The following is a 12,348-nucleotide window of genomic DNA, read 5'->3' on the forward strand; positions in this document are numbered from 1 at the left end:
AATATAAAGAACGTATTTATCCGTATCTTAATTGTACAACAAAATTTTTCTTCAGTCAACCTCTATTTTTCACTTTTAAAGGAGTGCTTACGTATGAACAAAAAACTTGATCTAGAGCAAAAACGATTGGATACCGTAATCGAAACTATTACGCAGCAAATTGATAAGCTGGAAAACGAAACTGGCAGACGCCGGGCAGAAGTAATCAACATCCGTAAACACTTCTGGGATGACGTTAAAGTGAATACAGATACTTTTGATGATTACCTTGAAACAGTTATCAACTTAAGACAACAAGCTCAATCACTAGCTGTTACACAAATCACCCATAAACACACCTTTAATCGACTTGCCGCGCTGCGACGTATGCAAAAAGCACCTTACTTCGGACGCATCGATTTCACTGAAGAAGGCGAACCTTCCACAGAACAAATCTATATCGGTGTTTCTACCCTTACTGATGCAAGCGGAGAAAACTTTCTTATTTATGACTGGCGCGCCCCAATTTCAAGTGTTTATTACGACTACCCACCAGGACCAGCTGAGTACAACACACCAGGCGGCGTAATTCGCGGTAATGTGGAGAAAAAATTACAATACATTATTCAAAATGGCGAGATTGATTCCATGTTCGATACGAGCCTTACAATTGGCGATGAAATTCTGCAACAAGCACTCGGAAAAGGTACGAACAAACATATGCAAAGTATCGTCGCTACGATTCAGCGTGAGCAAAATGAAATTATCCGTCACGATGAAGGCCGACTCCTTATCGTTCAAGGAGCTGCTGGTAGTGGCAAAACATCTGCTGCCCTTCAGCGAATCGCCTACTTACTATATAAATATCGCGAATGGCTAAAAGCGGATCAAATTATTCTCTTCTCCCCTAACTCTATGTTCAATAGCTACGTATCTAACGTACTACCTGAACTCGGTGAAGAAAATATGCAGCAAGTAACATTCCAAGAATATTTAAACCATAGACTAAGTAAGTCATTTGATGTTGAAGACCCTTATGAGCAATTGGAATATATGTTAACTGAAACGAATAGCCCTACCTATAAAACGAGAAATGCGAGCATCCGATTTAAAGCATCCACTCAATTTTTCGAGATGATTAGAGCGTACAGACAATCTCTTGAATCTTCAGGCATGCTATTTAGAGGAATGAAATTTAGAGGAAAACTGATCGTCTCTGCAAAAGAGATTACAGAGCAATTTTATAATACTGACTCCTCCCTCCGCTTCCATAGTCGAATTGAAAAGTTAACGGATTGGCTAAATAAACAAATAGATGCACTCGAAAAAGCAGAACTGAAAAAGCCTTGGGTAGAAGAAGAAATTGAATTACTTAGTAAAGATGAATACCAAAAGGCTTATAAATATTTACAGAAAAAAGGCGAGTTTGACGACAACTCTTTTAATGACTATGAGAAAGAAACGAAAGTCCTGGGACGTATGATTGTCCGTAAAAAATTGAAGCCACTTCGTAAAGGCGTTCAAACACTGCGCTTCATCAATTTCACAGGAATCTATAAACAACTCTTCACAGACGCATCGTGGGTTACTGGAGAAAAACCGAAAGAATGGGATGACATTTGCTCATTAACAGTGAACATGCTTGATGAAGGAAAGCTATATTACGAGGATGCGACTCCATTTTTACTTTTAAAAGAATTAATTGAAGGCTTCCAAACGAACAGATCGATTAAACACGCACTCGTAGATGAAGCGCAAGATTATTCTCCGTTTCAGTTCGAGTTTTTAAAACGTCTCTTCCCTGCCGCAAAAATGACGGTACTCGGAGACTTTAATCAAGCGATATTTGCCCATGCAAGTGAAGCAGTGAATTTCAATACACTTACTAACTTATACGGACCGGATGAAACGAACGGTATTAACTTAACTCGTAGCTATCGCTCAACAAAACCGATTATTGAATTTACACGTGCTCTCGTACCGGAAGGCAAGAACATTCACGCCTTTGAACGTGACGGCGAGAAACCTACAGTGACGAAAGTAGCGAATGAGAGCGAACTGCACGAACATATTACTGCCAAAGTTGCTGAACTACAAAAAGAGCAACACAATACAATCGCAATTATATGTAAATCCGCAGCTGAAAGCGCCGCTGCATACGAAGCACTTAATCATATCGATAATATTAAACTCGTGAAGAGTAACTCAGCCGAGTATGAGCAAGGCATTGTCGTAATCCCTGCTTACTTAGCGAAAGGTATCGAATTTGACGCTGTTATTATTTACAATGCTTCTAAAGATGTGTACAGCGATGAGAGCGTTCGTAGATTGTTCTACACTGCTTGTACACGCGCGATGCATGAGTTGCAACTTTATAGCGTTGGCGAGGTTAGTCCTTTTGTGCTTGGGGCTGATTCGGAGAGTTTTGAGCTAATAACTAAAACACCTTGATGATTATCAAGGTGTTTTTCTCATTCTAAAAGGAATATCTTTACGTCGATATACACTTAACACAATTCCCATTATAAATGCATGAAACAGAGTTGGTATCAATCCGTAGCTAATAAATGGTAATGATATAGAAACACGTGGTAATATCCCGAGGGTCATGCCAACATTACAAATAAAATGGATTACAAAAAGAGTCACTCCGCCAACGAGAAGCAATTTACCATAACCATCATTTATTTTATAAGCTATGTTCATTATTCTTACTGCAAAAAGAGAAAGAATCACGACAAGAACTAGCGCAAGTACATATCCATAATAGTAAGTCAAACTTGCAAATACAAAATCAGTATGGGCAGCACGGATAGACTTTATATTTTCATATGTACCAAACCAACCTGCTGAAGACATCGCCTCTTTTAAACGTAAATACCATAGATCATGCTCTGGATTTAACATTCCTAAAATTCTGGCCATACGGTATTCTTTTACAGCAGACCAGGAAAGTAGATCCCTAATAATCAATGGTACAATAGGTAAAATCGTAATGAGCCATGCCGTTTTCTTTCCTAACTTACTCCACCAAAGCATAACAAATACCATCGTGATATAGATGAACAGTGGTAAAAGAGTTGATGTAGTTAGAAATAAATATAAAGAAAATAAATACAACATGAGAAGATGTATAAACTTTAATCTACTGTTATTGAAAAAAGAAGCCCAGCCTAGAAAAAAGAATGGTATTGTCATTAAACAATCAATTATGACGGAACCAATTTTTAGTAATGGTTCTCCATTCAAAGAAGCAGTCGGAAAACATTTTATCATTAACAAGATAAGTACACCAATTGTATAAAACAGCCACCCAAGCCTCTCTAACTTCCGATAATCAAATAGCATCATCCCAATCGCTGTTGTAACACCGAGAATTACAAATATCACCTTATTCATTAATAAGTCAGCATGTCCAAGCGCTATAACTGGCAAAAAACCTAGCCCCATCGCAGCCACTAATAAACCAATTAAGAACCAATCAACCTTTGGCTTATGTAGTTTATTAAGTTCCTGGCCAAGCTTAATTGGACTTCCCATTTGTTCAACAGCCTTATCTTCAGCAACTTCCTCACTTAAGCCTTTCTCTATCCACATATTCTTCGTCTGTTTCAAGTGAAAATCTAGTTCCGTTGCTACTAAGTCCTTCGCTTCTTTTGATTTAATATGATTCGTAACTTCTTTTAAAAAACGCTCCCCTTTTTGATTCAATTTTTTCTCACTCCTGTACTAATCCTTTTAATATAAATCGTGCCTTCGTAGCATTCTTCTCTGCCTTTCGCAGCATCTTGTTTCCTTTATCATTTAATTGATAATATTTAGCTCCTGCTTGATCCCAGCTAGATTGGATAAAGCGATTCTGTTCTAAACGATGTAATAAAGTGTATAGAGACCCTTCATCACCTTCGAATTTTTGAATCCCTCTCCCTCTTAGCAACTGCATCAATTCATAACCTGTTTTTTCATTCATAAGAAGTTGTAACACTGCTAAAAGGATATCTTCTTCCTTTTCGGACGATTGCTTAATTTTTTCGCGCACCTGCTTCTGGTGTTGATCAGAAAAACTCAAATGTTTAAACGTTGTGTTCTCCATTGATTTTCGCAAGCCTTTTAATCGATCTTCCATTTGATTATTCCTCCAATCCTTCCTTCAAAAGTTCCTTCGCTTTTTTCAGTCTCGTTTTTATCGTGTTTTCCTTTACTTCTATTACTGTAGCAATCTCTTTAATTGATAATTCCTCATAATAAAATAGATAAATCACTTCTCGATATTTTATCGGTAAACTCATTACTGCAGAAGCCAGTTCACGATCCTCCGCATTTTGAATGACAGTTTGTTCCACACTTTCTTTTTGACTCTCCATATACGTAAAGTCATCCTCTGTCACGATAACTTTTTTGTTATACCAACTTTTTAAATAGTCCTTACATTGATTGATTGCAATTCTCCATAACCATGTTTTCAAATTCGAATTCCCTTTATATGTATGAAGAGATTTATAGCATTTCACGAATATATCTTGCGTTAAATCCTCCGCAACCTCTTTATTATTCACATACGAATACACAAGCTGCAGGACTTCTTGTCCATACTTGTTCATTATTTCGTCGATAAGGTCCTCCTTATCTTCTATTTCAAACGCTTCTATCGTTAATTCATCCACATCATTTCCTCCTTCCCATATATTAGACGACGCACTGTATGGAAAAGTTTTATAAATACATAAAAAAATACGGATGGTAATGTCCATACCGTTTTTTTATGTATATTTATTTGCTTCTTGTCCCTTGATACTTATGCTCTGCTTAAAGATAGGGATTTTTATCCATATGTCTTGTTCCCTATTTTAAAACATAATACAATGGAAATGTAACTTAATAAGCTATAACTAGTAGGTGTGGTAATCATCTCTTCCATTTTGAAAAAAGGGGGGAGGTGATAAAATGATCGCGATGTTTGTAATTAAATTAGTGTATGGTATCCTAACCGGAGCTGGCGTTGTCATCGGTAGAAGATACGTCGGTCCGTGGCTAATTTCTGTATACAAAAAAGCGAGAACCACCCTGCTTCGTGGAAAAGGTAAGGGCGGTTCTCGGCTAAAACGTTAATGTAATTGTCTTATAACCGCACCTACTACCACCACAATAGCAAGTTAGGTTACAAAGGCAGAAGTTTCTCAGGCTTCTGTCTTTTTTATTTTATGCAAAATTCACACTAAATACTCTATCATCATTGTAACACATTTTATTTATTTTTAGTCAAGAGAAAAAATCACCTAAAGGGCTCCCCTTCAGGTAGTTCTCTATTTTACGCTAACGCAGCTGCCTGTTCTTGTTGTTCTAGACTTTTTCTAGTTCAGCTGTGCCGCTCTCATCATTTATAGCACCAATAAAAGACGGATTATGTACCCGTTTCATAACAGGATGAATAAACAAGGAACAACACCTATTACGAATATAAAAAATCCTCTCACTATATAGCACCTATGTTTTCAGCAATACTCTATTACCATCAAACTAAATTTGTATAATTTAAACTACAGAATAGCAAGCTAATTTTCAAATATCTTCTTGCGCATTATCCTGAATTTATTATCTATTTGTATCATGCTTATAAATAAAAGATATCCTACCGACGCACCGAGCATATTTATAGCAATCCGCCACACATCAAAAACATCAGACAAAGTTAGTAAATGTAATATCTCCCAAACAAGAAAGGTCATAACATACCACTTACGAGCTTTCTTATAGTTAGTCACTTTATTAATCAGCACTGGAACGAAAAATCCGAATGGAACTACTAATATTATATGTTGTAAAACGCTTAACCAATAAGTTGAGTTTCCCCAAGGACCTGGATGTGCAATAAAATCTTTAACTTGCCAAAGTGTTATTCCAAAAAGTTGTAATAACGTTTCTAAATCAGATATATGTAAAAATTGCTGCCAAAATTCAATGGGATGATAGACAGTCCCACCACCTGTCAAACTGCGAACAGAGTCAAATGTAGAAGTTGAAATAAACGTTCCTAAAAAGACAATAAAACAAATGATTATATAAGGAATACATAAAATTTTTGATAATACCTTTAATGGCCTAGGAACTTCGTATACCGATTTATTAATCTCTACGCCAATAAATTTTGATTCTCCAAAACTTTGAATTGCTTTATAAATCGCTTCTTTTTCATTCATACCTTGTTCCATATATTCTTCTTTCAAGCTGTTCAAGTGATCATACATTTCTAGAAATAACTCATCCTGTTCAATATCACTAAGTTCTGAATAGGCTAAAATAGACTTAATATACCCATCAAATTCACTCATAAATAACTCCTTTCTGACAAGCTTGAATTAATGCTGTTACACTCTCCCAAGAGTTCACTTTCTTCTGCAATTCTTTTTTCCCTTTATCTGTAATAGTATAGAATTTCCTTTTCATCCCATTCTCAGATTCATTCCAATAAGATTCAAGAAACTCCTTTTTCTCTAATCGCTTTAAAGCAGGATACAAAGTTCCCTGTCCCATACTATACAAATCTTCACTTGCATCCTTTAAACTTTGAGCTATTTCGTAGCCGTATGTATCACGTTTTGCAATGATAGAAAGTAATAAAATATCTATACTTCCCTTCAAGATTTCTTTGTCCAACAATACCACCACCTTATATACATAGTATAACAACATATGTCGTTATACAACATAGTTAGAAAAATAACCCATAAAAAAACCACCTAAAGGCTCCCCTTCAGGTGGTTCTCTATTTTACGCTAACGCAGCTGCCTGTTCTTGTTGATCTACAGGAATTACAGCGTCTGTTAATGCTTTTTCTAGTTCAGCTGTATATTTCATTTGTTCTTCTTTGCTCCAGCCTAGTTTCGCAGCCATGTAGTTGATTACTGCTTCTTTCCACTCATATACCCAGTGGATGTTGAAGAATACAGCGCCTCTGCGGCGTACGAAGAAGTCAACTGGTTTTGCTGTCATTTCGTAATCCATTGCGTATACAAGTGGGATTAGAACGTCAAGCGGCATGTTGTATTCTTTCGCTTCGTCTTTATGTTTTTTCGCTAAGCCAAATAGTACATCAACGTTAGAACCATAGAATTTTGCGAATTCTTCTGCTTGTGCTTTCGTTAAACCAGATTTCGTACCTTCGTCTGCTTTTTTCGCAACGAATGCCGGGAATCCGTGTGAACCATCTACATGTCCACCAGAGATCGGCATATGTTTCGTATCACTCTTCGGATATGCACTATGACCTTCTTTTTGTAGTAAGTTCGTTACGTAATCTACTACCATTTCAGCCATTTTGCGGTATCCTGTTAATTTACCACCTGCGATTGTAATTAAACCAGATTCAGAAGTCCAAATTTCATCTTTACGAGAAATTTCAGATGCATTCTTACCTTCTTCATAAATTAACGGACGTACACCAGCCCAGCTTGATTCAATGTCTTTCTCTGTAATTTTCACGCTTGGGAACATGTAGTTAATTGCATTAATGATGTATGTGCGATCTTCTGTTGTCATTTGTGGTACAGCTGCGTCTTTATCATAGAACGTATCTGTTGTACCTACGTATGTTTTTCCTCCGCGAGGAATCGCGAACACCATACGTTTATCTGGTGTATCGAAGTAAATTGCTTGCCCGAGTGGGAAACGTTTTTGATCAATTACTAAGTGAACACCTTTTGATAACTGAAGTACTTTTCCTTTTTTCGAGTTATCTTTTTCACGAAGTGTATCTACCCAAGGACCAGCTGCGTTTACAATTTTCTTACCGTAAACTTCATATACTTCACCGTCTAGTAAATCGATTACACGTACACCGCATACTTTTCCATCTTTATATAAGAAACTGTCTACTTTTGCGTAGTTAACAGCTTTCGCACCATGCTCAATTGCTTCTTTCATTACTTCAATTGTAAGACGCGCATCGTCTGTACGATATTCTACGTAGTAACCGCCGCCTTTTAATCCTTCTTTTTTTACAAGAGGCTCTTTGTTTAGCGTTTCTTCACGGTTAAACATCTTTCTGCGCTCGCTTCGTTTTACACCTGCTAAGAAGTCGTATACACGAAGACCAATTGATGTACTAAATGATCCGAACGTACCGCCTGTATGGAACGGAAGTAACATCCACTCTGGTGTTGTTACATGGGGACCGTTCTCATATACGATCGCACGCTCTTTACCCACCTCTGCTACCATTTTCACTTCAAGTTGTTTTAAATAACGTAGACCACCGTGTACAAGCTTCGTTGAACGACTTGATGTACCTGCTGCAAAGTCCTGCATTTCAAACACAATTGTTGATAACCCGCGTGTTGCTCCATCTAATGCAATACCAGAACCAGTAATACCTCCACCAATTACGATCACATCTAACTCTTGTTTATTTACTCCGTTTAATACGTCTTTACGTTGTTTACTTGAAAATTTCATGGTAATTCCTCCCTTTGATAACGAAAAAAGAGACCACAAACTCCGCTATAGATTTCGCCTCTATAGCGCGTTGTGGTCTCTCCAAATCTCCTACCGAATTATTAACTTGTCACCATTATAACACTGTTTATGATTATTTGAAAGCTTTTGTTGCTTCAATTGCTTTTTTCCATCCAGCATATAGCTCTTCGCTTGTTTCCGCTTCCATCGTTGGTTCAAAGCGTTTGTCCATATGCCACTGTGATTTAATTTCATCTTGGTTTTTCCAATATCCAACCGCAAGACCAGCTAAGTATGCTGCACCTAGAGCCGTTGTTTCGTTAATCACTGGACGCTCTACAGGAACATCTAAAATATCACTTTGGAACTTCATTAAGAAGTTATTTTTAACTGCTCCGCCATCAACGCGTAATGTTTTCAGTTCAATACCTGAATCTGCTTCCATTGCGCATAATACATCTTTCGTTTGGTAAGCTAAAGATTCTAGCGTTGCACGAATGAAGTGCTCTTTCGTCGTACCGCGTGTTACACCAAACATAGCGCCGCGTACTTCACTATCCCAATAAGGTGTTCCTAGTCCAACGAATGCTGGTACAACGTATACACCATCAGTTGATTCAACGCGACTCGCATACACTTCACTCTCACTTGCATCTTTAAACATGCGCATTCCGTCACGTAACCACTGAATTGCAGAACCTGCTACGAAAATACTTCCTTCTAATGCGTAGTTTACTTTACCATCTATTCCCCATGCAATTGTTGTTAATAGACCGTGCTCAGAAGCTACTGCTTTTTCACCTGTGTTCATTAACATGAAGCAACCAGTTCCGTAAGTATTTTTCGCCATACCTTCACCGAAACAAGCTTGTCCAAATAACGCTGCTTGTTGGTCACCAGCTACACCTGCAATCGGTACATTTTGGCCGAAGAAGTGGTAATCAATTGTTTCTCCGTAAATTTCAGATGATGGACGTACTTCTGGAAGCATGCTCTTTGGTACTGTTAACATTTCTAGAAGCTCATCATCCCACTGTAAGTCGTGAATATTAAACATTAACGTACGTGATGCGTTTGAATAATCTGTTACGTGTGCTTTACCACCAGATAGTTTCCATACAAGCCACGAATCAATTGTTCCGAATAATAGATCACCGTTTTCTGCTTTCTCTCTTGCACCTTCAACGTTATCTAAAATCCATTTTACTTTCGTACCAGAGAAGTATGCATCAATTAAAAGACCTGTTTTTTCGCGAACCATTTCGCTATAACCTTTTTCTTTTAACTCATCACAAATTTCAGCTGTTTGGCGAGATTGCCATACAATTGCGTTGTAAATTGGTTTACTAGTTGTTTTATCCCAGACAACCGTTGTTTCACGTTGGTTCGTAATACCGATACCTGCGATTTGTTCTGGTTTTACATCTGCTTCGCTTAAGCAAGTTGCGATAACTGCTAAAATAGATCCCCAAATTTCTTGTGCATTATGCTCTACCCAGCCCGGCTTTGGAAAATGTTGTGTAAACTCTTTTTGAGCTGAATGAACAATTTCACCTTTTTTATTGAAAAGAATTGCGCGTGAGCTTGTTGTTCCTTGGTCTAATGAAAGAATATATTTTTTCATATCGGTTTCCCCCTTATGCTACTTTTCTACTATTTGTATTGCTTCCGCTTTTTTTACTTGTCATATAAGAGATTGCTAGTACAATCACAGTTGCGATAATCACATAAATAAGTGCTGAATTTTGCTTTCCTTCAAATACAACTTGATGGAATAAACCTGCAAGTGATCCACCTAAAATTGGACCTACTACTGGAATCCATGCATACTTCCAGTTTGAACCGCCTTTTCCTGCAATCGGAAGGAAGAAGTGTGCGATACGCGGACCTAAATCACGTGCTGGGTTAATTGCGTATCCTGTTGTCCCACCTAATGATAAACCAATACTTACAATTAAGAAACCTACGATAAATGGATTTAATCCATCTGCAAATTTATTTGCACCAATTGCTAATATACCAAATACTAAAACGAATGTTCCAATCATTTCACTTAAAAGGTTTGCAAATGTGTTCGGAATTGCTGGACCTGTTGCAAATACACCTAACTTTGTTCCTGGATCTTCTGTTTCTTTCCAGTGTGGTAAGTAATGTAAATATACGATAACTGCCCCGATAATTGCCCCAATCATTTGTGCTACGATATAACCTGGTACGTCACTCCATGGGAACGCTCCCTTAAATGCTAGTCCTATCGTTAAAGCTGGATTCAAATGTGCCCCACTAATTGATCCAACCGCATACGCTGCAACCGCTACTGCTAAGCCCCAGCCCATTGTAATAACAATCCAACCTGAATCTTTCGCAAACGATTTCTTTAAACTTACACCAGCACAAACGCCGCCACCAAGTACAATTAACAACGCAGTCCCTATTAACTCTCCTAAAAATGCTGACATAGTATCCCTCCACAATCAATTTAAACGCTTCCAAATGTGATAGAGGTAAAATGAATGGCCATTCGTTTTTGTCAAAAGAAAAAGACCCACAGCTTTGCACGCTTCTATATAAATTTATATAGAAACAATGAAATGTGGATCTCTTCTTTTCTCCGTCACGTTTATTAACTTGTCTATAATGTTAACCTCTTATGAAAGCGGTGTCAACAGAATTTTTTCACATTTTCGTCACTTTTTTTGGTAATGTTTCCATAGTTCGCGTTTTGACGTCGTAATCGCTGTCGCACCAGCGTTTAAAGCTCTTTCCACATCTTCTACAGTACGAATAAAACCACCTGCTAAAATCGGTACACCAGTACGCTCTTTCACTTCAGCGATAATATCCGTCATTGCTCCTGGAAGCACCTCAATATAATCCGGTTTCGTCTTATCTAAAAGATTGCAGCTCTTCTCCATCGCACTCGAATCGATTAAAAAGATGCGTTGTATTGCCACAACACCTTTTTGCTTCGCCTTCATAATAACGCTCGCCTTTGTCGAAAGTAACCCGTACGGTCTAAACTCCTGACATAAATATTCCGTCGCATGCCCATCACTCTGCAAGCCATGAATTAAATCCACATGTAAAAACACCTTTTTACAATATTGCTTCGCAAGTGATATAACACTCTTCAATTGGCCGACATGAATATCTAAAATAACGATATATTCATACGAACTATGTAATAGCTTTTCCAAATCTTTAATTTGCCTCACTGCCGGCAAAATCTTCTGTTCATGAAATTCCATTCTCTATATCCCCTTCTTTATGTCATCCTATCCTTTATAGTACACAATTTAAGTGAAAAGAACAGCTAGTGTAGGGGATTTCTTTCAAATCTTTCCTCTATTTATATATTTTCTTCAACTTATCAGAACCTATACCACCTATAATCATGAATACAAGGGGCAAAAGATTCATTACATATGGCGCATCTGCTACAATTGCAATACTTGCTCCAGCAAATTTATTTAGCATCCATACAACGATTTTTGCAATAAGTAAAAATACCCCTATCATAAATAAACTATCAAAAAACACCTTCCATTTTGGATATGCCAATTTCTTACTATCTTCAATTACTTTCTGCGTCAATTCTTCATCACTCCTTAGCAGTTCATCAATCGTAATATCGAACAAATCACTTAAATGAATAATAATTTCAATGCTCGGATAGTTCTTTCCCGTCTCCCATTTCGAAACAGATTGCCTACTTACATGAATTTTTTCAGCCAAATCATTTTGCGACCAATTTCTTTTTTCCCTTTCTTCTTTTAAACGCTCACTAAAAATCATACTGTGTTTATCACCTCTCTATGCCCATTATGTTCAAATAAATGATGAAGAGTAAAGCTAGTTATCGTTGCATCGCCTGTGCAACTTATGCGTTACAGCTTATAATAGTGCTATTTTATATGT

General features: G+C 37.4%; 12 protein-coding genes. 2 read left to right on the forward strand and 10 right to left on the reverse strand.

Translation table 11 applies throughout. From position 1 onward, the window contains the following. The first annotated feature begins 93 nt into the window (after positions 1 to 93). On the forward strand, positions 94 to 2,430 hold the full coding sequence (gene helD, locus MHI28_RS11965) for an RNA polymerase recycling motor HelD (protein WP_086413060.1): 2,337 nt from the start codon (positions 94 to 96) through the stop codon (positions 2,428 to 2,430). 6 nt (positions 2,431 to 2,436) lie between these two features. Here the strand turns inward: helD and MHI28_RS11970 are convergent, their stop codons facing one another. Genes MHI28_RS11970 through MHI28_RS11980 form a run of 3 tightly spaced genes read right to left on the reverse strand, consistent with a single transcriptional unit; the run spans position 2,437 to position 4,643 of the window. Continuing rightward, on the reverse strand, positions 2,437 to 3,690 hold the full coding sequence (locus tag MHI28_RS11970) for an FtsW/RodA/SpoVE family cell cycle protein (protein WP_001072130.1): 1,254 nt from the start codon (positions 3,688 to 3,690) through the stop codon (positions 2,437 to 2,439). 7 nt (positions 3,691 to 3,697) lie between these two features. Further along, positions 3,698 to 4,105 (reverse strand): PadR family transcriptional regulator, encoded by a 408-nt coding sequence (locus MHI28_RS11975; protein ID WP_340827981.1) that lies wholly within the window; start codon positions 4,103 to 4,105, stop codon positions 3,698 to 3,700. Positions 4,106 to 4,109: 4 nt separating this feature from the next. After that, positions 4,110 to 4,643: a sigma-70 family RNA polymerase sigma factor gene (locus MHI28_RS11980; RefSeq protein ID WP_044783527.1), complete on the reverse strand. Its 534-nt coding sequence runs from the start codon at positions 4,641 to 4,643 to the stop codon at positions 4,110 to 4,112. A 280-nt stretch (positions 4,644 to 4,923) separates the two neighbouring features. On the opposite strand from MHI28_RS11980, the gene MHI28_RS11985 reads away from it, so the two are divergent. After that, a complete protein-coding gene (locus MHI28_RS11985) occupies positions 4,924 to 5,088 on the forward strand; it encodes a hypothetical protein (protein WP_000561154.1) in 165 nt (54 codons plus the stop codon). Between the two features lie 443 nt (positions 5,089 to 5,531). Here MHI28_RS11985 and MHI28_RS11990 read toward each other — a convergent pair whose 3' ends face one another. The 7 genes from MHI28_RS11990 to MHI28_RS12020 form a co-directional block, all read right to left on the reverse strand. Continuing rightward, the gene (locus tag MHI28_RS11990) at positions 5,532 to 6,308 is read right to left on the reverse strand and encodes a VanZ family protein (protein WP_063675073.1); all 777 of its coding nucleotides are present in this window, start codon (positions 6,306 to 6,308) and stop codon (positions 5,532 to 5,534) included. Then, complete coding sequence (locus MHI28_RS11995) at positions 6,301 to 6,633, reverse strand: PadR family transcriptional regulator (RefSeq protein WP_000356630.1); 333 nt, start codon at positions 6,631 to 6,633, stop codon at positions 6,301 to 6,303. Before MHI28_RS11995 ends, MHI28_RS11990 begins: the two co-directional genes overlap by 8 nt. Positions 6,634 to 6,747: 114 nt before the next feature. Beyond that, positions 6,748 to 8,430 (reverse strand): aerobic glycerol-3-phosphate dehydrogenase, encoded by a 1,683-nt coding sequence (gene glpD, locus MHI28_RS12000; RefSeq protein ID WP_000672828.1) that lies wholly within the window; start codon positions 8,428 to 8,430, stop codon positions 6,748 to 6,750. 133 nt (positions 8,431 to 8,563) lie between these two features. Then, the gene (glpK, locus tag MHI28_RS12005) at positions 8,564 to 10,054 is read right to left on the reverse strand and encodes a glycerol kinase GlpK (RefSeq protein ID WP_000760013.1); all 1,491 of its coding nucleotides are present in this window, start codon (positions 10,052 to 10,054) and stop codon (positions 8,564 to 8,566) included. A 13-nt stretch (positions 10,055 to 10,067) separates the two neighbouring features. Then, the gene (gene glpF / locus MHI28_RS12010) at positions 10,068 to 10,889 is read right to left on the reverse strand and encodes a glycerol uptake facilitator protein GlpF (RefSeq protein ID WP_001272200.1); all 822 of its coding nucleotides are present in this window, start codon (positions 10,887 to 10,889) and stop codon (positions 10,068 to 10,070) included. 228 nt (positions 10,890 to 11,117) lie between these two features. After that, positions 11,118 to 11,678: a glycerol uptake operon antiterminator GlpP gene (glpP, locus tag MHI28_RS12015; protein WP_000394286.1), complete on the reverse strand. Its 561-nt coding sequence runs from the start codon at positions 11,676 to 11,678 to the stop codon at positions 11,118 to 11,120. A 97-nt stretch (positions 11,679 to 11,775) separates the two neighbouring features. Continuing rightward, the gene (locus MHI28_RS12020; RefSeq protein ID WP_000577641.1) at positions 11,776 to 12,225 is read right to left on the reverse strand and encodes a helix-turn-helix domain-containing protein; all 450 of its coding nucleotides are present in this window, start codon (positions 12,223 to 12,225) and stop codon (positions 11,776 to 11,778) included. Positions 12,226 to 12,348 lie beyond the last annotated feature (123 nt).

Origin of the sequence: Bacillus sp. FSL K6-0268, from assembly GCF_038005425.1 — a bacterium.
In the GTDB taxonomy this organism is placed as follows: Bacteria; Bacillota; Bacilli; order Bacillales; family Bacillaceae_G; genus Bacillus_A; species Bacillus_A thuringiensis_S.

Excerpts from the sequence above, each read along its gene's own strand:
- MHI28_RS11990 (WP_063675073.1), bottom strand. The coding sequence starts at position 6,308 with ATGAGTGAATTTGATGGGTATATTAAGTCTATTTTAGCCTATTCAGAA.
- MHI28_RS11985 (WP_000561154.1), top strand. The coding sequence starts at position 4,924 with ATGATCGCGATGTTTGTAATTAAATTAGTGTATGGTATCCTAACCGGA.
- glpD (WP_000672828.1), bottom strand. The coding sequence starts at position 8,430 with ATGAAATTTTCAAGTAAACAACGTAAAGACGTATTAAACGGAGTAAAT.
- MHI28_RS12020 (WP_000577641.1), bottom strand. The coding sequence starts at position 12,225 with ATGATTTTTAGTGAGCGTTTAAAAGAAGAAAGGGAAAAAAGAAATTGG.
- glpP (WP_000394286.1), bottom strand. The coding sequence starts at position 11,678 with ATGGAATTTCATGAACAGAAGATTTTGCCGGCAGTGAGGCAAATTAAA.
- helD (WP_086413060.1), top strand. The coding sequence starts at position 94 with ATGAACAAAAAACTTGATCTAGAGCAAAAACGATTGGATACCGTAATC.
- glpK (WP_000760013.1), bottom strand. The coding sequence starts at position 10,054 with ATGAAAAAATATATTCTTTCATTAGACCAAGGAACAACAAGCTCACGC.
- glpF (WP_001272200.1), bottom strand. The coding sequence starts at position 10,889 with ATGTCAGCATTTTTAGGAGAGTTAATAGGGACTGCGTTGTTAATTGTA.
- MHI28_RS11975 (WP_340827981.1), bottom strand. The coding sequence starts at position 4,105 with ATGGAAGATCGATTAAAAGGCTTGCGAAAATCAATGGAGAACACAACG.